General features: G+C 70.9%; 12 protein-coding genes, 1 tRNA gene and 2 pseudogenes. 11 read left to right on the forward strand and 4 right to left on the reverse strand.

Annotated elements, in window-relative coordinates:
- The first annotated feature begins 232 nt into the window (after nt 1–232).
- From ABT063_RS22270 to ABT063_RS22300, 7 genes are all read left to right on the forward strand, one after another.
- Entirely contained in the window at nt 233–547 is a 315-nt protein-coding gene (locus ABT063_RS22270; RefSeq protein WP_351059117.1) for a hypothetical protein, read from the forward strand.
- 163 nt (nt 548–710) lie between these two features.
- Nucleotides 711–908, forward strand: a complete 198-nt coding sequence (locus ABT063_RS22275) for a hypothetical protein (RefSeq protein WP_351059118.1) — start codon at nt 711–713, stop codon at nt 906–908.
- A 247-nt stretch (nt 909–1155) separates the two neighbouring features.
- Nucleotides 1156–3978 (forward strand): type I DNA topoisomerase, encoded by a 2823-nt coding sequence (gene topA, locus ABT063_RS22280; protein WP_351059119.1) that lies wholly within the window; start codon nt 1156–1158, stop codon nt 3976–3978.
- Between the two features lie 163 nt (nt 3979–4141).
- Nucleotides 4142–7402 (forward strand): dTMP kinase, encoded by a 3261-nt coding sequence (gene tmk, locus ABT063_RS22285; RefSeq protein ID WP_351059120.1) that lies wholly within the window; start codon nt 4142–4144, stop codon nt 7400–7402.
- 116 nt (nt 7403–7518) lie between these two features.
- Nucleotides 7519–8724 (forward strand): DNA polymerase III subunit delta', encoded by a 1206-nt coding sequence (locus ABT063_RS22290; RefSeq protein ID WP_351059121.1) that lies wholly within the window; start codon nt 7519–7521, stop codon nt 8722–8724.
- Nucleotides 8725–8870: 146 nt separating this feature from the next.
- Nucleotides 8871–10505 carry an alpha/beta hydrolase gene (locus ABT063_RS22295; protein ID WP_351059225.1) on the forward strand — a complete coding sequence of 545 codons (1635 nt, stop codon included), beginning with the start codon at nt 8871–8873 and terminating at the stop codon, nt 10503–10505.
- Nucleotides 10506–10611: 106 nt separating this feature from the next.
- Nucleotides 10612–10685 (forward strand) — tRNA-Thr (locus ABT063_RS22300).
- Between the two features lie 128 nt (nt 10686–10813).
- Here ABT063_RS22300 and ABT063_RS22305 read toward each other — a convergent pair.
- Nucleotides 10814–12353: pseudogene (locus ABT063_RS22305) on the reverse strand (site-specific integrase).
- A gap of 14 nt (nt 12354–12367) precedes the next feature.
- Nucleotides 12368–12433, reverse strand: a pseudogene (locus tag ABT063_RS52240) (hypothetical protein); the annotation flags it as partial.
- A 316-nt stretch (nt 12434–12749) separates the two neighbouring features.
- Here ABT063_RS52240 and ABT063_RS22310 point away from each other — a divergent pair.
- Genes ABT063_RS22310 through ABT063_RS22320 form a run of 3 tightly spaced genes read left to right on the forward strand, consistent with a single transcriptional unit; the run spans nt 12750 to nt 15866 of the window.
- On the forward strand, nt 12750–13118 hold the full coding sequence (locus ABT063_RS22310) for a DUF4333 domain-containing protein (protein WP_351059122.1): 369 nt from the start codon (nt 12750–12752) through the stop codon (nt 13116–13118).
- 24 nt (nt 13119–13142) lie between these two features.
- The gene (locus tag ABT063_RS22315; RefSeq protein WP_351059123.1) at nt 13143–13826 is read left to right on the forward strand and encodes an ABC transporter ATP-binding protein; all 684 of its coding nucleotides are present in this window, start codon (nt 13143–13145) and stop codon (nt 13824–13826) included.
- 21 nt (nt 13827–13847) lie between these two features.
- Nucleotides 13848–15866: an FtsX-like permease family protein gene (locus tag ABT063_RS22320; RefSeq protein ID WP_351059124.1), complete on the forward strand. Its 2019-nt coding sequence runs from the start codon at nt 13848–13850 to the stop codon at nt 15864–15866.
- A 948-nt stretch (nt 15867–16814) separates the two neighbouring features.
- On the opposite strand, the gene ABT063_RS22325 is transcribed toward ABT063_RS22320, so the two are convergent.
- A complete protein-coding gene (locus tag ABT063_RS22325) occupies nt 16815–16982 on the reverse strand; it encodes a hypothetical protein (protein WP_351059125.1) in 168 nt (55 codons plus the stop codon).
- A 198-nt stretch (nt 16983–17180) separates the two neighbouring features.
- The gene (locus tag ABT063_RS22330) at nt 17181–17522 is read right to left on the reverse strand and encodes a hypothetical protein (protein ID WP_351059126.1); all 342 of its coding nucleotides are present in this window, start codon (nt 17520–17522) and stop codon (nt 17181–17183) included.
- Between the two features lie 446 nt (nt 17523–17968).
- Here ABT063_RS22330 and ABT063_RS22335 point away from each other — a divergent pair, with 446 nt between their 5' ends.
- Nucleotides 17969–20431, forward strand: coding sequence for an NB-ARC domain-containing protein (locus ABT063_RS22335; protein WP_351059127.1), 2463 nt, complete (start codon nt 17969–17971; stop codon nt 20429–20431).
- Nucleotides 20432–20439: the final 8 nt, after the last annotated feature.

A 20439-nucleotide genomic window follows, 5' to 3' on the forward strand; every position in this document is an offset into this window, starting at 1 on the left:
CGTGCTTAGTCGCGTCGGGTTCCGTCGGCTGCGTGGCCGGACGGGCAGGTCGTGGCGGTCGACACGGCCACCGATCACGCCGACGCCCGTGCCCAGGGGGCGAAGCGGTGCGCGAACCTCGGCCGGCCGGTCGTCGACGCGCTGCCGGATGCCGCCGGATACGCCGTCGTGCCGACGAAGGAGGGCTTCACCGCGGCGAACAGCGGTACGGCATGTCTCGTACTCGGCCGCCATGTGGGACTACAAGGAACTGGACGACGGCTACCAGGCCCCGCTCACCGATTGCGCCGAACCCCACACCGACCAGGTCATAGGCACCGTCCAGGCCCCCGCCGAAATGAACTACAAGAAGGGCACCGACAACGCGACCAAGCTGTGCGGGAACAAATTCGAGTCGACCTGGGCGCCTGGTCAGGAGCGGATCGTGTACGGCTGGGCCGCCGACGAGGACGACTGGAAGGAGGGGTTCACCAAGATCGTGTGCACCGTGAGCCGCTCCGACGACAAGAAGACGACCGGAAAGATACCCGCGCCCGGGTCGGTCTGAGGCCCGGACAGGGAGGAGGTTCCCCGGGCGAGGGCCGGGGCGCCGGGGGAGTCCGCAGCCGTGTCGGCCCCGCGTTCACCCAGGGTTCGCCTGTCCGCCGCCCGTGCGTGTCAGCCTCCACGGGCTGGGCACTCGCAACGGGAGAAAAGGGGCGCATACGGCCATGGAAAGCGGACCGGCGGTCTTCGCGGGAATGGTGTTCGGCCTGTTCGGGGGCGGGCTGCTGGTGTGGACCGCGGCCCGTGTCCGGCATCGTGAACCGGTCGCCGACGGTGTGAGCCCCGTCGCATCGGCGACCCTCGCGACCACCGTCGCGGTGATCGCGCTGGCCGTCGGAACGTGGTGCTTCTCCCGCGTCTGAGGGCGGCCTTGGAGTTGCGGCCCAGGTAATTGGGAGGTCACCCTCCGGATAGGCTCGAAAAGGCTGGTGGGCACTCCGGGCGGCAGGAATGGCGGTAGTCGGGTTACCGTTCGAGTGGCCGTTGCGGGCTTTTCCCGTTTGACACGGGGGCGGGATGTACCGTCACACTCCGCAGCGTCAGCATGACCCGACCCCGGGACCAAGCCCTGGGGAGAGACCCCAGTGTCGACCGGAGAGAAGAGCGAAGTTGTCCCCGACCAGCGAGACCGCACAGGGCGGCCGCCGACTCGTCATCGTCGAGTCGCCTGCCAAGGCGAAGACGATCAAGGGCTATCTCGGCCCCGGGTACGTCGTCGAGGCGAGCGTCGGGCACATCCGCGACCTCCCCAACGGCGCCGCGGAGGTGCCGGAGCAGTACACCGGCGAGGTCCGTCGTCTCGGCGTGGACGTCGATCACGACTTCCAGCCCATCTATGTGGTCAACGCCGACAAGAGGGCCCAGGTCAAGAAGCTCAAGGACCTGCTGAAGGACTCCGACGAGCTCTTCCTCGCCACCGATGAGGACCGGGAGGGCGAGGCCATCGCCTGGCATCTCCAGGAGGTGCTGAAGCCCAAGGTCCCGGTCAAGCGGATGGTCTTCCACGAGATCACCAAGGCCGCGATCCAGGCCGCCGTCGCCAACCCGCGCGAGCTGAACCAGAAGCTGGTCGACGCCCAGGAGACCCGCCGCATCCTCGACCGTCTCTACGGCTACGAGGTCTCGCCGGTCCTGTGGAAGAAGGTCATGCCGCGGCTGTCGGCCGGCCGTGTCCAGTCGGTCGCCACGCGACTCGTCGTGGAGCGGGAACGCGAGCGCATCGCTTTCCGTTCTGCTGAGTACTGGGACCTGACGGGCACCTTCGCGACCGGCCGCGCGGGGGACGCGTCGGACCCGTCGTCGCTGGTCGCCCGCCTCCAGACCGTCGACGGCAGGCGGGTCGCGCAGGGCCGCGACTTCGACTCCCTGGGACAACTCAAGAGCGCGAACACCCTCCACCTCGACGAGGCGAACGCCCGCGCCCTGGCCACCGCCCTGGAGAACACGCGGTTCGCCGTCCGGTCCGTCGAGTCGAAGCCGTACCGCCGCTCGCCGTACGCCCCGTTCCGTACGACGACGCTCCAGCAGGAAGCCTCGAGGAAGCTCGGCTTCGGCGCGAAGGCCACGATGCAGATCGCGCAGAAGCTGTACGAGAACGGCTTCATCACGTACATGCGTACGGACTCCACGACCCTGTCGGACACGGCGATCGCCGCCGCCCGCGCCCAGGTCACGCAGCTGTACGGCGCCGACTACCTGCCGGCACAGCCGCGGACGTACGCCGGAAAGGTCAAGAACGCGCAGGAGGCGCACGAGGCGATCCGCCCCTCGGGCGACCGCTTCCGCACGCCTGCCGAGACCGGCCTGACCGGCGACCAGTTCAGGCTCTACGAGCTGATCTGGAAGCGGACGGTCGCCTCCCAGATGAAGGACGCGACCGGCAACAGCGTGACGGTGAAGATCGGTGGCGCCGCCGCCGACGGCCGGGACGTCGAGTTCAGCGCCTCCGGCAAGACGATCACCTTCCACGGCTTCCTGAAGGCGTACGTCGAGGGCGCCGACGACCCGAACGCCGAGCTGGACGACCGCGAGCGCCGTCTGCCCCAGGTGAGCGAGGGCGACGCGCTGAGCGCCGAGGAGATCACGGTCGACGGGCACGCCACCAAGCCCCCGGCCCGCTACACCGAGGCCAGCCTGGTCAAGGAGCTCGAAGAGCGCGAGATCGGCCGCCCGTCGACGTACGCGTCGATCATCGGCACGATCCTCGACCGCGGCTACGTGTTCAAGAAGGGCACGGCCCTCGTGCCGTCCTTCCTGTCCTTCGCCGTGGTCAACCTCCTGGAGAAGCACTTCGGGCGGCTCGTCGACTACGACTTCACCGCCAAGATGGAGGACGACCTCGACCGCATCGCACGCGGCGAGGCGCAGGCCGTGCCGTGGCTGAAGCGGTTCTACTTCGGCGAGGGCACCGGCAACGGTGGCGCGGCCGAGGCCGGCAACGGCGACGGGGACCACCTCGGCGGCCTCAAGGAGCTGGTGACCGACCTGGGCGCGATCGACGCGCGCGAGGTGTCGTCGTTCCCGGTGGGCAGCGGCATCGTGCTGCGGGTCGGCCGCTACGGCCCGTACATCGAGCGCGGCGAGAAGGACTCCGAGAACCATCAGCGCGCGGACGTCCCCGAGGACCTGGCCCCGGACGAGCTGAGCGTCGAGTACGCGGAGGAGCTGCTCGCCAAGCCGAGCGGCGACTTCGAGCTGGGCACCGACCCGTCCACAGGGCACCAGATCATCGCCAGGGACGGCCGCTACGGCCCGTACGTCACCGAGGTGCTCCCCGAGGGCACCCCGAAGACCGGCAAGAACGCCGTCAAGCCGCGTACGGCCTCGCTGTTCAAGTCGATGTCGCTCGACACGGTGACCATCGAGGACGCCCTGAAGCTGATGTCGCTGCCGCGTGTCGTCGGCACGGACGCGGACGGTGTGGAGATCACCGCGCAGAACGGCCGCTACGGCCCGTACCTGAAGAAGGGCACGGACTCGCGGTCCCTGCAGTCCGAGGAGCAGCTGTTCACGATCACGCTGGAGGAGGCGCAGGCGATCTACGCCCAGCCCAAGCAGCGTGGCCGCGCCGCCGCCAAGCCGCCGCTGAAGGAGCTGGGCGAGGACCCGGTGAGCAAGAAGCCGGTCGTGGTCAAGGACGGCCGCTTCGGGCCGTACGTCACCGACGGGGAGACCAACGCGACCCTGCGCTCCGGCGACAGCGTCGAGACGATCACCTCGGAGCGCGGCTTCGAACTCCTCGCCGAGAAGCGGGCGAAGGCGCCTGCCAAGAAGACGGCGAAGAAGGCCGCCGCGAAGAAGGCCGCCCCGGCCAAGAAGACGGCCGCCAAGAAGACAGCGGCGAAGAAGACGACGACGGCCGCGAAGAAGACGACCGCCAAGAAGACCGCCGCGAAGAAGGCGACGGCTTCCAAGACGGCTTCGGAGGACTGAGCGCGAAGGATCGAGCCGCGGAGGACTGAGACGCGCCGCGTTTCTCCGCATTCCTCCACGGAGCCTTCGCAAAACGAACGCCCCGGCATCACTTTGGTGTCGGGGCGTGCGCACGTTCGGACGGGCGCTCCGGGCTGTCGGCGGCTGCCGATAGGCTGAAAGCATGACGCGAGCCGAACAGCCAACGGCCTCTCACCCGGCCCCCGACGACGCCCTGGTCGCGGACTCCCGTGAGCGCGCCGTCCGCGCCCTGCTGCGCCGACCGCAGCTGAAACGGCTGTGGAGCGCACAACTCGTGGGCGGTGTCGGCGACACCCTCGCGCTCCTTGTGCTGGTGGTCCTCGCCCTCCAAGCAGCGGTCGCCGAGGGCTCGTTCGGCGGCGGCTACCGGGGCGTGGCGTTCGCAGTGGCGACCGTTTTCGCGGTGCGCATCCTGGCGACGCTGCTCTTCGGGGCGGTCCTCCTCGGCCCGCTCACCTCGCTCACCTCCCAGGAGGGCCCCCTCGACCGCCGCTGGACCATGGTCGGCGCGGACGGACTGCGGGCGGCGTTGCTCATCGTGGCGCCCCTGTGGATCGACTGGACGCCCGACGACGCGGTGGCCGTCATCCTGGTCACCGCCTTCGTGACCGGAGTCGCCGAGCGCTTCTGGACGGTGTGCCGGGAGAGCGCGGCGCCCGCGCTGCTGCCCCCACCGCCCCCGGAGGGCGCGACGGTACGACCGCTGCCGGACCACATGGACGCCCTGCGCCGCCTATCGATGCGTACGAGCTTCGTGGCGATCCCGCTCGCGGCCGCCGCGCTCGTCGTCGCGGCGCTGCTCAACAATCTTCTGGGCGCGGGAATCGCCTGGTTCTCCCAGCACCAGGCGGCCCTCGCGTCGTATGTCGCGGCCGGGCTGTTCGCCGCGTCCCTGTCCTTGCTGACCTTCCTGGAGCTGCCCGACACGCGTACCCCGCGCGCGCGTTCGCCGCTGGAGGGGCTGCGCCGACCCAAGACGGGCTCGGGCGTCGACAAGGGCCGCACCGGCGCGATCCCGATGCTCGTCCTCGCCTGCGCGGCCGTCGCCGCGGCGGTGGCGGCCGCGGTGGGTGTCGCCGTGCTGCACGCCAAGGAGCTGGGCGGCGGCCCGGTGATGTACGGGCTGCTGGTGTGCGCGCTGACCGGCGGAGTGGTCGTCGGCATCCGTACGGCGCCGTCCTTGCTGCCGTCGTTGTCGCGCCGTCGGCTGCTGTCGCTGACGATCGCCTTCACCGGCGTGGCGCTGCTGGCCGCCGGTCTCGTCCCGGACGTCACCAGCGTGGTGCTGATCCTCGTGCTGGCCGGCGTCGGCGCGGGCATGGCCGCCAACACCGGCCACACGCTGCTCGACCAGGAGGCCGAGGACAACCGGCGGGCGCGTACGACGGAGCATCTGCACGCGGTCGTACGGGTCCTGGTGGCGCTCGGCGCGGTGATCGCGCCCCTGGTGGCGGCGGCGATCGGCCCGCACCGCCTGGAGAACGGCAAGTTCGTGTTCGCCCACGGCGGCGCGGCCTTCACCCTGATGCTGGTCGGCGCGCTGCTGCTGCCGGTGGCCGCGCTGGTGCTGGCCAAGGTCGACGACCGTTCGGGCGTGCCGCTGCGGCACGACCTGCGGGACGCGCTGCTCGGCGGTGACGACCCGGTGACGGCGTCCGCCTCGAACGGCTTCTTCATCGCCCTGGAGGGCGGCGACGGCGCCGGGAAGTCCACCCAGGCCGAGGCACTCGCCGAGTGGATCCGGGCCAAGGGGCACGAGGTCGTGGTGACGCGGGAGCCGGGGGCGACGCCGGTGGGCAAGCGGCTGCGGTCGATCCTGCTGGACGTGTCGAGCGCCGGTCTCTCACACCGGGCGGAGGCACTGCTGTACGCGGCGGACCGCGCGGAACACGTGGACACGGTCGTACGGCCCGCGCTGGAGCGCGGCGCGGTGGTCATCTCGGACCGGTACATCGACTCCTCGGTGGCCTATCAGGGGGCGGGCCGTGATCTGTCCCCGACCGAGGTCGCCCGGATCAACCGCTGGGCGACGAACGGCCTGGTCCCGCATCTGACCGTGCTGCTGGACGTCTCGCCGGAGACCGCCCGCGAGCGGTTCACCGAGGCGCCGGACCGGCTGGAGTCGGAGCCGGCCGAGTTCCACGCGCGCGTGCGGTCCGGTTTCCTGACGCTGGCCGCGGCCGACCCCGGGCGCTACCTGGTGGTGGACGCCGGTCAGGAGCCCGAGGCCGTCACGACCGTCATCCGGCACCGGCTGGACCAGGTACTGCCGCTGTCCGAGGCCGAGATCCAGGCCCGGGAGGAGGCGCGCCGCAAGGCCGAGGAGGAGGCCCGGCGCAAGGCCGAGGAAGAGGCCGCCCGCAAGGCCGAGGAAGAGCGCCTGGAGCGGGAGCGCCAGGAGCAGCTCGCGCGGCTGAAGGCCGAGGAAGAGGAGCGCAAGCGGCGCGAACTGGAGGAGGCGCAGCGGCGCGAGGCCGAACGGCAGGCGGAGGAGGCCCGGCTGCGGGCCGAGGAAGCGCGTAAGCGGGCCGAGGAGGAGCGACAGCGGCTCCTCGCGGAGGAGAAGGCGCGGGCCGAGGAAGAGGCCCGGCGCAAGGCCGAGGAGGACCGGCGCCGCAAGCAGGCCGAGGAGGAGGCCCGGCTGCGCGCCGAGGCCGAGGCGCGGCGCCTGGAGAAGCAGCGCAAGGCCGAGGAGGCGCTGCTGCGGGCCGAGGAGGCCCGGCGGCTGGCCGAGCAGGCGGCGGCCGCGGCGGAGGCCGGGCCCAAGGCGACCGGGCCGCAGCCGACGGCTCCTGGCGTCACGCCGGACGCGGCGACCGTACCGACACCGGTCGTGACGCCGACGAACGCGTCGGGCGGGCCGGTGGACGAGACGGCGGTGCTGCCGCGGGTCCGGGACCAGAAGGACCAGGGCGGCGAGAGGGACGCGCAGGGGGCGGGTGAGCGGGGCTCCGGCTCCGGTGGGCCCGACTCCGAGGTGACGGCCGAGCTGCCGCAGCCGCCGGTTCCTCCGGGGGCGGCGGACGAGACGGCCGTGTTGCCGTCGGTTCCTCCGGGGGCCGCCGACGAGACCGCCGTACTGCCCGCCGTGGCGCCGGACGGTGCCGCCGATGAGACCGCGGTGCTGCCGCCCGTGCGGGACAAGGGCACTGAGGACCGGGTTCCGCCCGGGTTCTTCCGGGACGAGCAGCCGGGGGCCCGGCCGGACGGTACCGAGGACCGCACGCGTGAGCTGCCCCAGGTCGACGAGGACGGGGCTCCTCGACGGCGGACGCGGTCCGACTGGGCCGAGGAGACACCACTGGACGACCTGCCGACGCTGGCGGACGAGTTGCTCGGCCCGCGTGAGGACGAGGAGTTCGACGACGGGCGGGGGCGGCGTGGCCGGGGGCGGCGCGGCTGAGCAGCGGACGAGACCGCCCGCGGCTGAGCCCACCTCATCGCCGGTGCCGCGTTGTCAGTGCCGCCCTCCACAATGGATCCCGTACCGCGTGACATGAGGAAAGAGCGGGGTGAGGGATGACCGTCTGGGACGACCTGGTCGGCCAGGAGAGGGTGAGCGAGCAGCTCGACGCCGCCGCTCGGGATGCCGACGCCCTGGTCACCGCGGCCACCGCCGACACGCCGCCGCCGGAGGCGTCGAAGATGACACACGCCTGGCTGTTCACGGGACCGCCCGGCGCGGGGCACATTCAGGCGGCGCGGGCCTTCGCCGCCGCGCTGCAGTGCGTCAGCCCGGACCGTGCCCTCGGCGGATCCCCTGGCTGCGGCTTCTGCGACGGATGTCATACGGCGCTCATCGGCACCCATGCCGACGTCACCATCGTCGCGGCCGTCGGCACGCAGATCCTCGCCGACGACATGCGGGACACCGTCCGCAAGTCCTTCACCTCGCCGGCGACCGGCCGCTGGCAGGTCATCCTCGTCGAGGACGCCGAGCGGCTGAACGAGAAATCGGCCAACGCCGTCCTCAAGGCAGTCGAGGAGCCCGCCCCCCGGACGGTCTGGCTGCTGTGCGCCCCCTCCATCGAGGACGTTCTGCCCACCATCCGCTCCCGCTGCCGCCACCTGAACCTCTCGACGCCCTCGGTCGACGCCGTCGCCGACATGCTCGTACGCCGTGAGGGCGTCGAGCCCGCCGCCGCCATGGCCGCCGCCCGCGCCACCCAGGGCCATGTCGACCGGGCCCGCCGTCTCGCCACCGACCCGGCCGCGCGCGAGCGCCGCGCCGCCGTGCTGAAGCTGCCCCTGCGGGTCGAGGACATCGGCGGCTGTCTCAAGGCCGCCCAGGAACTGGTCGACGCGGCCGCCGAGGACGCCAAGCAGCTCGCCGAGGAGAGGGACGGCAAGGAGACGGAAGAGCTCAAGGCGGCGATGGGCGCGTCCCAGAGCGGCCGGATGCCGCGCGGCACGGCGGGTGTGATGAAGGACCTGGAGGACAAGCAGAAGCGCCGCAGAACCCGTACGCAGCGCGACAGCCTCGACCTCGCCCTGACCGACCTCACCGCCTTCTACCGCGACGTCCTCGCCCTTCAGCTCGGCTCCCGGGTCGCGATCGCCAACGTCGACGCCGAGGACGCCCTGGAGCGGCTCGCCCGCGGCAGCTCCCCGGAGTCCACGCTCCGCCGCATCGAGGCGATCGCCGCCTGCCGAGAGGCCCTCGACCGCAACGTGGCCCCGCTGCTCGCGGTGGAGGCGATGACCATGGCACTCAGAGCGGGCTGACCCACGAGGACAGACCCGGCCGTAGGAACCGGCACAGGAGGTTGACCGCGTCACTCGTACGAGCCATGGCGTACGCGGAGAGCGTTCAAGCCACCGCACAGAGTTACGCTCGGTTGATGTTCATCAGGCGCAGCTCCCGCCCCAGCATGGCGGCAGACCAGACCGACTCGCCCGGCCCGAACTCCAGGACGCGCAGCTCCCGCACACGGAGAGCCCGCACCCGCCGAGCCCGTACCGCCGGCGGCGCCCTCCTCACCGTCGCGGCGGTGCTCGTCTCCGCGTGTTCCTCGGGAAGCGCGACGACTTCGGCCGGCTCGGCCGCGGTGGCCGCGCTCGCCGCGCTGCCGAAGGGCATGCCGGCCGCCCTCGCGCCGTACTACGCGCAGAAACCGAGGTGGCGCGGCTGCGGAGTCCCCGGCTTCGAGTGCGCCACGCTGAAGGCGCCGCTCGACTACGCGCATCCGGCCGACGGCGACGTCCGGCTCGCCGTCGCGCGCAAGAAGGCCACCGGGCCGGGCAAGCGGCTGGGCTCGCTGCTGGTGAACCCGGGCGGGCCCGGCAGCTCGGCGATCGGCTACCTCCAGGCTTACGCCGGGATCGGCTACCCGGCCCAGGTCCGCGCCCGCTACGACATGGTGGCGGTCGACCCACGCGGCGTCGCCCGCAGCGAGCCCGTCGAATGCCTCGACGGGCCGGACATGGACACGTACACGCAGACGGACATCACGCCGGACGACAAGCGGGAGACCACCGAACTCGTCGACGCGTACAAGAAGTTCGCGGAGGGCTGCGGCGCGGACTCGCCGAAGCTGCTGCGGCACGTGTCCACCGTCGAGACGGCCCGGGACATGGACATCGTGCGGGCGGCGCTGGGCGACGCGAGGCTGAACTACGTGGGGGCGTCGTACGGGACGTTCCTCGGGGCGACGTATGCGGGACTCTTCCCGCACCGGGCGGGCCGACTGGTCCTGGACGGCGCGATGGATCCCTCGCAGCCGGCGCGCCGAATGAACCTCGACCAGACGGCGGGCTTCGAGACGGCGTTCCAGTCGTTCGCGAAGGACTGCGTCCAGCAGCCGGACTGTCCGCTGGGCACGAAGGGCACGAAGACCGCGGAGGCCGGCAGGAACCTCAGGGCCTTCTTCGAGAAGCTGGACGCCCGGCCGATCCCCACGGGCGACGCGGACGGCCGTAAGCTCGGCGAGTCCCTCGCCACCACCGGAGTGATCGCGGCGATGTACGACGAGGGGGCCTGGGCGCAGTTGCGCGAGGCACTGACCTCGGCGATGGACGACAACGACGGCGCGGGCCTGCTGGTCCTCTCCGACGGCTACTACGAACGCGACGCGGAGGGCCGCTACGCGAACCTGATGTTCGCCAACGCCGCCGTGAACTGCCTCGACCTCCCGGCCGCCTTCGACACCCCCGACGAGGTCCAGCAGTCTCTCCCCGCCTTCGAGAAGGCGTCCCCCGTCTTCGGCAAGGGCCTCGCCTGGGCCTCCCTGAACTGCGCCTACTGGCCGGTGGGGGCCACGGGCGAGCCGCACCGCATCGAGGCGAAGGGCGCGGCCCCGATCGTCGTGGTCGGCACCACCCGCGACCCGGCGACGCCGTACCGCTGGGCCCGCGCCCTGTCCGGCCAGCTCTCCTCCGCCCGCCTCCTCACCTACGAGGGAGACGGCCACACCGCCTACGGCCGCGGCAGCACCTGCATCGACTCCACGATCAACGCCTACCTGCTCCGCGGCACCCCTCCCACGGACGGAAAACGCTGCTCCTAGACCCGCTACGGCCCCGGGTACCTGGTGCCCGGGGCTGGTGCAGAGCACCCTCGGAAACTGTGTAGACTTACCGACGTTGCTGATCGCACCATGGTGCGGACGGCTCGCCGCCTTAGCTCAGATGGCCAGAGCAACGCACTCGTAATGCGTAGGTCTCGGGTTCGAATCCCGAAGGCGGCTCCGGCAAAGGCCAGGTCACATAGCCCGTGACCTGGCCTTTTGTGTTGCTCGGGGCATGGCGCGTCACACGGCCGTATGGCCGCGAGATGGCTTGCGTGAGCGATGCGTGAGCGGAGTGGTCCGGCGCCCTACCTCTTGGGCTCCTTCCGCTTGCCCTTCCTCTTGGCCCTGGCCTCGGCGTTCGCCTTGGCCGCCGCCTTCTTCGCGGCCTTACGAGCCTCCTCCGCCTCCGTCTTCCGCTGAAGCGGGACCAGCTTCGCGGTGGCCTCGGCGGCGTTCTTGCCGACCTGCGGCAGCACGCTCTGGTAAATGTCCCGCGTGTTCCGGGTGTCGCTGTGCCCGAGGGTGTCCGACACGATCTTGACGTCGATGCCTGCGGCGAGCATGAGCGTGGCCGCGCCGTGTCGGAGGTCGTGCAGCCGGATCGGCGGGAGCCCGGAGGCGGCGACAAGACGCTCGAAGAGGTCGGTCACCTTGCCGGGATGGAGCCAGGAGCCGTCTTCCTGGGTGAAGACCATGCCGGTGTCCACCCAGGCTGATTCCCACTCCCCGCGGTCCGCGTCCTGCTGTTCGAGGTGTCGCTTCAGGACACTGACGGTGTCGTCGTCGAGCGCGACCACGCGGAAGCCGCTGTCCGTCTTGGGCTCGGAGGTCTCGACCTCCCACCCGTCCTGGACGAGCTGGGCGGAGACGGTCAGGGAGTGGTCATCGAGGTTGGTCTCCGACCAGGGTTGCCCGCATGTCTCGCCCCGCCGCAGGCCGCGGAAGGCGATCAGGTGCCACATCGCGTACAGCCGGTCCTCCGCGACGAAGTCGAGGAACTCGCCGGTTTGTTCGGGTGTCCAGACCATCACGGGCGAGGGCTTCTCGCCCGTCTGCTCCCACTTGGCGACCCGCGCGTCCGTCCACACCAGAGCCTTCGGCTTGCGCAGGGGGTCGAGTTGACGTGGGCCGCCGGGTTGAAGGTGAGGATCTGCTGGCCGATCGCGTCGTTCAGTGCGGCCTGCAGCGTGGCCTTGATGGCAGCCGGGTAGTCGGGCCGGTCACGCGCCGGAACGGGGGCATGGCGTCGATCGCCGTCTTCATCACTTTGCGGCGGGCGCGGTTGTCCGTGCCCTTCCACGGCACGGTTGCCAACTCCTCAACGGCGGACCGGCGCTGGGCGTTCTGCTCCAGGATCTCGGCGTTGGCGTCGGCGATGGCGGTGAACATCTCGCTGAGGTGGCTCACGCGCAGGCGGTCGAGGCGGTGGTGGCCGATCCGGGGCTTCAAGTGGACCCGGATATCGGTCTCGTAGCGAGTGAGCCCCGACTTGCGGATGCGCTTGCCGTCGAGCCATCGGTCGAGCCACTCGCTGACGGTCAGGCGGCCGATCAGATCCTGACCGGACTTCAGGCGCCGCCGGGTTTCCTCGACATCGGCCAGCGGCGACTTCTGGTCGCCGACCTCGTCCAGCATGGCGGCGATCAGCGCCATGCCCTCGGGGTCGTCGGTGTCGGCGAGGCCGAGCAGAGCGCGGACGTGGTCGAGGTCGGCCTGGGCCGCCTTGAGGGAGTCGTAGCCGGCGCGGCTGAAGGAGCGGCGGGTGCCGTCTTCGCGGGGCTGGAGCTCCTGGCGTATGGAGTACGAGCCGTGCTTGCGGCCGGAAGCACGCTCAGTGCCACGAATCCGAGCACGAGCAGGACCACCCCGATGACGCCGCCCACTCCCACTCCCGGGCTTGCCAGCTCGTAGATCACGGCTTCCACGCGCTTAGGCGACGACCGGCGTCCGAATTATTGCCGTCCGTTCCGCTCCATGCTGGACCGTGCTCCGTGGGGCCGTGCATGCCTTGCGCAGGGCAGCCGTGGATTCAGCGCGTTTTGGCCTACTGCTCCGCATGGCGACGTCCTGGTCCAGCCCGGCATCAGCGGTGGGGCTGTCCGAATGGCCGAGGCGTCCGCGGCATCGGCCGAATGGCTGAGGAGCCCGGCCCGGAAGCGTGACCGTTCGACCGAGGCGGGCGGCGGTGTCCGCGGGCGAGGGTGGAGCCACTTCCTCTCCCCTGGACATCAGGAGTTCGTGATGCGGCGCAAGTTCCTCATCGGCCTCGTCGGCGGTGCGACAGCCGTCGTCGCCGTGGGGGGAGTCGGCACTCATCTGCTGGCCGACGCCGAGTCGACCACCCCGTTGGACAAGTACAGCACGATGGCGGTGGACGGCCACAAGGCCCTGAAGCCCGGCATCGTCGAGGGCCGCGTCGGAAGCAGGTACCACCCGCTGCCCTGGGTCGGAAGAAAGGTCTCCGACGTGCGCTGTCCGACCGGCCTCAAGATCGTCAAAGGCGCCACCCTCACCTGCACCGGCAAGCAGGACGACGGCAAGACCGTCGACATCCCCGTGACCGTGGTCAAGGCGACGGACTCCTCCGTCACCTGGACATTCCAGCGCTGACACTCACCCCGGAGTAGCCCCGTCATGAGCATCGTTCTGGCCGGTCACGGCCTGACCAAGAAGTACGGCTCCACCATCGCGCTGGCCGGTGTGGACGTGGAGGTCGGCGAGCGCGACTCGCTGGCCATCATGGGCCCGTCCGGGTCCGGCAAGTCCACCCTGCTGCACACGCTCGCCGGGATCATCCGCCCGAACGACGGCCAAGTGCTGCTGCGCGGCGAGCGCATCGACAACCTCGGTGAGAACAAGCTCAGCGCGCTGCGCCGCAAGCGGTTCGGGTTCGTGTTCCAGTTCGGCCAGCTGCTGCCCGAACTGCCCGCCGAGGAGAACGTCGCGCTGCCGCTGATGCTGGAGGGCGTGCCGCGCAAGGCAGCCGTCGAACGGGCCCGCCGCTGGTTCGCGCCGCTCGGCCTCGCCGGCCTGGAGCAGCGCCGCCCCGGCCAGCTGTCCGGCGGCCAGGCACAGCGCGTCGCCATCGCCCGCGCCCTGGTCGTCGACCCCGACGTGGTCTTCGCCGACGAGCCCACCGGCGCCCTCGACCAGACCACCAGCGAGGAGGTCGTACGGCTGCTGACGTCCGTCACCCGCGAGCAGGGCACCGCCCTGGTCATGGTCACCCACGACGCCGACGTCGCCGCCCACTGCGACCGGATCCTCCAGGTCCGCGACGGCCGGATCAGCAACCACACCCAATACACCGTCGCCTGACCAAGAGCCCCGGAGACATCCATGCCTTCCCCTGTCCTATCCCTGACCTGGCATCTGACCCGGTCCTCCGGCCGCCGCGGCCTGCAGAGCCACCTGCTCGCGGCCGGCGCCGCGGCCGTCGGCGCCTTCGTGATGCTGGTGATGATCGCCGTCGGCCTGGGCTCCGGCGTCCGCGCCGACCACACGACCTGGCGCACCCCGGCCGCCGTGTCCGCCGAGCGGGCGACCGCAGTCCAGGCCCTGGCCACGACGTACGTCCGCCACGATCCCGTCTCCGTGGTGTCGCTGGCCCAGCTGCCCGGCCGCGAGGCGACCTCCCCGCCGCCCGGTCTGAGCGCCTTCCCGAAGAAGGGCGAGGTCTACCTCTCCCCCGCGCTGGCCGAGTTGATTCACAAGCTGCCGGCGAGCCAGTTGGCCGACCGCTTCCCGAAGCCGGCGTCGTACGGCACGATCGGCGCGGCCGGACTCGCCTCCCCTGATGAGCTGGTGGCCGTAGTGGGGCGGGCGCCGTCCGACCCGGCGGTGTCCAAGGCGGCCGACGGAGGCAACTGGTACGACGAGGGGCAGACCGAGCGGGCCGGCATCGCCGGGTTCTCCGCGGCCAAGCCCAAGCCGAGCATATTCACCGGCAGCGACCAGTGGACGGCGGTGATGGGCTCGGTGCTGCTGGTGGCGCCCGTGATCGTGCTGGCCGCGGCGGCCGGGCGACTGGGCGCCGCACGGCGTGAGCAGCGGCTCGCCGCGCTGCGGCTGGCCGGGGCCACCCCGGGGCAGATCGTCGCGATGACCGCCGCGGAGTCGGCGGCCGTGGGCGCGGCCGGAGCACTGACGGGCGCGCTCGCCTACGCGGCCCTGCTGCCCGCCCTCGCGCAGATTCCCTACGGCATCGGCAACTGGTACACCGGCCAGCTGTGGGTGGGCCTGCCCTGGCTCGCGGCGGTGGTGGCGGCGGTCACCGCGCTCATCACTGTCAGCGCCGTGTCGATGCTGCGCCAGGTGGCCACCTCCCCCCTGGGCGTCGCCCAGCAGGCTGATCCGCGCCGCACCCGCATGATCCGCCTCGTGCTGTTCGCCGTGGTGCTGGGTTACGTCTTCATCTCCACGCAGGGCGGCCAGCTCAAGATCCAGCAGCTGATCGCCCTGCTGGGGCTGTTCTACGGCGCGTTCTGGCTGTTCGGCCCGTGGGTCGTGGACCGGCTGGGCCGGATCGCGGGCCGCTTCGCCCGCCGCCCGGCGACTCTGCTGGCGGCCCGTCGGCTCAGCGACGACCCGCGCGGCGCCTGGCGCACCGTCAGCGGCCTGGTCCTGGCCGGATTCGTGGCCGGCTTCTTCTCCGTCATCGGGCTGGACATCGACGCTTCCGACAACCACGGCCAGGTCGCCGTGGTGACCGCGGACAGCGCCGCCGCCCGGGACACGGCCACCAAGGCCCGTACCCTGCTGCGGGAAGCGGGCGTCACCGCCACCGTCAGCGTCCCCTCCGAGGACGACTTCGACAATGTGCTGGGCGGCAGCGCGGGCCTGATCGCCCATGTCTCCGGGGGCCAGGACCAGGTGGACACCGCCGTCACCGCGCTGATACCCCTCGGGGCGGGCCTGCTGCCGTTCAGCCAGGACTACGTGAGCGCCCCGGACAACGTGGGCGCGGACCGTGTCGGTGTGGTCGGCATCGCCACCCTGGTCATGAGTTTCCTCGTCGCGGCCGCCTCCGCCGGGCTGACCGCCGCCGCGAACGTCCTCGACCGACGCCGTGTCTACGGCCTGCTGCGGCTGGCCGGCACTCCGCTGAAGATGCTGGACCGGGCGCGGATCCGCGAGACGGTCCTTCCCCTGGCCGTCCTGGCCGGCGGCACCACCGCGATGGGCGTCTACGGCGCATATCAGTTCAACAAGCTGGCCGGGATCTCGATGAACACCTCCGGTGCCGTCCAACTCGCCGTCTGCGTGGTCGTCGGCGCGCTCGCCATGCTCGCCGCGATCGGCTGCAGCAAGCCGCTCCTGCGGAAGGTGACGACCGACGCGATACAGACGGCGGACTGACGACCACCGCTCGGGCGGTCTGACCCCGGGCGGTCCGATACGGAAGACCACGATGGGCTCCGCAGGTGATCGGCGGAGCCCATCGTGGGTGGTGCGGCTCCGCGGTCAGCTCTGCGGCTGGATGATGTCGACCATCCAGGGATGCCGAACCGGTCCGTGCACATGCCGAACACGTAGCCCCACATCTGCTTCTCCGGCGGCACGGACACCGAGCCGCCGGCGGACAGCTTCTCCCGGTAGCCGCGCGAGTCGGTGTCGTCGTCGCTCAGGCGCACCGAGAAGGTGGCGCCCGGGGTGTGCTCTGGCCAGGGCCACGTCCGCCGCCCGTCCGCGCGGCGGACGCGGACGCGCCCGGGGACGGGGACTCCATCGCCTGCCAGGCGTCACCGCCGAAGCTCAGGTAGGTGTTGACGCGCCCATGGAGACCTCCCGGAATCGGGCAATCGGTCAGATGCGCGCAGCTTGACACGAGGCACTGACAACGGCCCGCTGGACGGGTCCGGCCTCGCCCCGGTGAGTTTTCCGCCGGGCGACGGTCAGTACCGCTACGGAGCCGGAACCGGGGCCGCATCAGGAGACGGAGCGGAGCCGGGCATGACCGTACGACCGGATCCATCGCCGATACGAACACTGCTGACGGACACGGTCAGTGCCGCCGTGCTGTCTTCCGCTTCGCACCCCTGGCGGTCTCCGCCGCTGTCGCACCCCGCGCGGGGGAGAGATCGTGGCCATGGACTGGTCCGGTTCGACCGGATCAGCGGACACCCGCTACGCGGTTGCGTGCGTCATCCGCCGACCCCCGCCGGCCCCCTCCCGGCCACAGCCGGACCGTGATCAATCTCAGCGCCGACCACGGTTCGACTGATCCCCGGGGCCGGAGGTGACTCCGGCTCGCGTCACAGCCTCAGCGGCACATGGGCGAACACCACTGGGCCGCGCCGTTCGGCGCTAGGCACGGCAGGTGATGTCGTCGCCAGGCAGCCGGCCCGTGACCGTGCTCACCTCGTGGAAGAGCCCGCTCCGGCGCAGTAGTCCGCTAGGAAGCCAGGAGGCATCCTCGACAGCCCGGGACATCTCCGGGTGGTCGTGGTGAAGCGCCCTCTCCGGCTCAGTCATCACCGCTTCATTCCAGCACGGCCGGTACCCGGCAACCTCCAGTTGTGCTCGGCGATCAGCAACCAGGGACGACCAGTTGCTGGTTCCGTCGCACGTGAGGAACACGCTTGCCCTGGTCCCGGCGAGCGACAGATGCAGCCCCTTCCTGCTGGCCTGAGTGATCCGGATGCCGGGTACGCCGATAACCCGAACGTCGGCCTAGGTCTGCTCCGCCTTGGGAAGTTCGGCCGGCAGCAACCCGTCCAGCGCGTGGGCCACCAGCGGGTAACCGTGCCGGGTTGAGGACGCGTCCAACGAGATGACGAGGCTGTCATGGCGCGGGATGACGGAACTCATTCCGATGGGATGCGCGAAGTAGTCGACGTCGCCACGCAGGTGCTCGAAGACCAGGGCTTCGAGTAGGCGTTGGGGCCCGGTGGCCTCTGCGATCCGAGGTCTTCTGCCCCCTCGATCCTTCAGCAATTGCTGTGCCTGCGCGTGCGTGAGTCCTGTGTAGCGGCGTAGGCGCTTGGCGTTGCGGTCGCTGTATCCGTGCGGCACGTCTGTCCCTCTCGCGCGCTGCCGACCCAGCACGGCAGGTACGAGAGCGGACTGCTTCGACTTGGTGCTGTGGGTACTGCGGCGGGTGGAGCAGACCTCGACTTCTTTCTCCCGGGACGACACCGCGGTCGGGCGGTGTCAGGAGGGGCCTCCCGTAAGGCCGTCTTCCATGGTGCCGTCACGGTCAGCCGGTGTCATGCGATACGCCGATGCGCTCACCCGTGTGCAGCAGTGTCTGCCGACTTCGATCAGGGAAGGAGTGCCCTGTTCCCGGAACGGGAGGCGACCATGGGGTACGCGACGGGCTGGGCTGTCCAAGCGTCTAAGACCTCTCTACGGTTGGTGTTCGACTGCCTTGAGGGACTGGATTAGGGCGAAGGGGGCTGTGTGGAAGCCGAGTTGGCGGGGCTCTTGCCGCGTCGGGGGCAACGGCGTTGGCCGGGTTGATGGTTTCGGATGCGTACGAGCGAGCGAAGAGCGGGCTGACCCGACTCTTCGGGCGACGCGCTTCGGATGAGGCGGCCGAGGAGGAACTGCAATCCACGTACGAGGAGTTGGACAGGGCTCGCACGGTGGGTGACGCCGAGGCCCAGGCAGTTGTCCAAGCCCGCCTGCGGCAGCGGCTGGAAGGTCTGTTCCAGGAGGATCCGGGCGCAGCCGAGGAACTGGCGCGGCTGTTGTCCGAGCTGGCGCCGGACGCGTCACGTACTTTCGTCAACTTGGTCAGCGGCGGAGTGAACCACGGCCCGGTCTTCCAGGGCTCACCCATCCACGGTGACGTCCACTTCCACGTCCCCCCGGCGCCCTCGTCTGCGGCGGGCCAGCCCGCCAGGCCAGATCAAGTGCCCGTTGTGACCGAGCCGTTCAGTAATCGGACGGCTGAACTCGGGACCCTGCAGACGAGGCTCGGCGCGCTGGCGGGCGGCTCCGGATCTGTGGGCGTCGATGTGCTGTTCGGGCCTCCGGGGGTCGGCAAGTCGGCCATGGCCTGGCGGTGCGCGGAGAAGGTCAAGGGGCATTTTCCGGACGGGCAGTTGTACGTGGATTTCGCGGCCCTGCGCGACCAGGCCACGCCGCTGACCGGTCCTGGCGGAGACGTCTCCGAGGCCCTGGCCATGTGCCTGAGGTCGTTGCCGGGAGGTGAGCTCGGTATTCCGGACTCGCTCCTCGACCGGACCAATCTGTTCCGGTCGCGCACGGCCGATCTGCGCATCCTTCTCGTCCTCGACGACGTCAACCAGCCTGCACAGGTACGCGCCCTGATTCCCAAGGGGGCAGGCAGCGCCGTACTGGCCACGAGTCAGGGCAGGATCGGTGAACTGGCCGTCCAGGGCGGTGCCCGGTTGGTCCGCGTCAAGCCGCTGGACACACATGGTGGGCTGGAACTGCTGAAAGACCGGTGCGGACCGGAGGCAGTCGAGGCCGAACCGGAGGCCGCACGGCGGCTGGTGGAGCTGTGTGACGGGCTGCCCGTGGCCTTGCTGGTGGTGGCGGCGCGACTGGACGACGAGAGTCTCAGCATGGCGGAACTGGCCGCCGAACTCGACGACGAGGCAGGCCGGCTGGCCGGACTCGCACTGGACGGGGAGGAGTCCTCGGTGTCCGCAGTTCTGGGCCCCTCCTACCGGCTGCTGCCGCCCGACGCGGCCCGGCTCTACCGGCTGCTCGGATGGCTGCCGTTCGGACTCTTCGACGCCGGCGTAGCCGCGGTCGCTGCTGGCGTGGACCCGGGGAGCGCGAAGCGCCTGCTGGGCGTGCTGGCGAAGGCCAGCCTGGTGGAGAAGATGCGCGACGACCGGTACCGCATGCACGACCTGGTCCGTCTGCACGCCCGCGAGTGTGCGGCCGACGAGGAGCCGCAGACCGAGCAGACGGCACTGACACAGCGCGTCGGAACCCACTACCTCGTGCTGAGCGCTTTCGCCGACCGGGCGCTCAGGAGAGAGCGGCTGCGGATCGCCGACCTCGACGACCTGCTGCGGGACGCCCACGACCCATTCGCTAGAGCGAGCGGTCCATCGCCGCTGGAGTGGCTGAACGCTGAGCGTTCCGCCATTCTCGCGGTACTGCGCGAGATCGTCCGGCACGAGCTGTACACCCTGGCCTGGCGACTGGCCGAGGCGTTCTCGGTGCTGTTCCTCTACCACCGCTACCTCAGGGCGTGGACGGAAACACTGGAGCTGGGTATCAAGGCGGCCGAGGCGGCGATCGCCGTAGCGGAAACGGCAGGGGAGACCGACGAGGAGGCCACGGCGGTCGGTGCCCGGCTGCGCAGCCTGCTGTCACGTCCACTGCTGGACCTCGGGGAGAACGACCGCGCGGGAGAGCAACTGGAGGGGGCCGTCGCCCTGGCCGAGGCGACCGATCGCCTCGCCTTGCAGGCCTCCGTTCAGGAATTCCTCGGCCGTTACCTGGATGTCGTTGCCCCGACCGAAGCGGCCGGGGCGTACCGGCGCTCCCTCGAACTCAACGAGCGGGCCGGGGAAACCCGCGGTGCCGCCCTCGCCACCTTCTTCCTCGGATGCGCCCTGGATGCAGGGGGCGATCACGCGGAGGCCATGGACCTGCTGCGCCGGGCACAGCGGGACTTGGAGGACCGTGCGGAGCCCGACCGGCGGATGGCGGCGCGGGTGAAGGCCGCCATCGGCGTCGTGCACGGGAATCTCGGCGATACCGGGCAGGCGATCCACGACCTGCGGGAGGCGATCCGGGAACTGTCCGAGGTAGCGGACGGAATGCAGTACGAGGCGCAGGCCCGAGTGCGACTCGCCGATGTTGCCCAGAGGGAGGGCGGTCACGAGGAGTTGGTGCGCGACTGCCTGGGCCGGGCCGCCGACATCTACGAGGCGCTCGGCAACCAGCGCCTGGTGGAGGAACTGCGCCAGCGGTTGAGCGATCTCGACCGCTGAACCTGGTT

Origin of the sequence: Streptomyces sp. NPDC002838 (assembly GCF_040295365.1) — a bacterium.
Classification (GTDB): domain Bacteria; phylum Actinomycetota; class Actinomycetes; order Streptomycetales; family Streptomycetaceae; genus Streptomyces.

Coding starts and splice junctions, on each gene's coding strand:
- ABT063_RS22295 (WP_351059225.1), top strand. CDS start 8,871: ATGGCGGCAGACCAGACCGACTCGCCCGGCCCGAACTCCAGGACGCGC.
- ABT063_RS22320 (WP_351059124.1), top strand. CDS start 13,848: ATGCCTTCCCCTGTCCTATCCCTGACCTGGCATCTGACCCGGTCCTCC.
- ABT063_RS22325 (WP_351059125.1), bottom strand. CDS start 16,982: ATGACTGAGCCGGAGAGGGCGCTTCACCACGACCACCCGGAGATGTCC.
- ABT063_RS22270 (WP_351059117.1), top strand. CDS start 233: ATGTGGGACTACAAGGAACTGGACGACGGCTACCAGGCCCCGCTCACC.
- ABT063_RS22310 (WP_351059122.1), top strand. CDS start 12,750: ATGCGGCGCAAGTTCCTCATCGGCCTCGTCGGCGGTGCGACAGCCGTC.
- ABT063_RS22315 (WP_351059123.1), top strand. CDS start 13,143: ATGAGCATCGTTCTGGCCGGTCACGGCCTGACCAAGAAGTACGGCTCC.
- ABT063_RS22290 (WP_351059121.1), top strand. CDS start 7,519: ATGACCGTCTGGGACGACCTGGTCGGCCAGGAGAGGGTGAGCGAGCAG.
- tmk (WP_351059120.1), top strand. CDS start 4,142: ATGACGCGAGCCGAACAGCCAACGGCCTCTCACCCGGCCCCCGACGAC.
- ABT063_RS22335 (WP_351059127.1), top strand. CDS start 17,969: ATGGTTTCGGATGCGTACGAGCGAGCGAAGAGCGGGCTGACCCGACTC.
- ABT063_RS22275 (WP_351059118.1), top strand. CDS start 711: ATGGAAAGCGGACCGGCGGTCTTCGCGGGAATGGTGTTCGGCCTGTTC.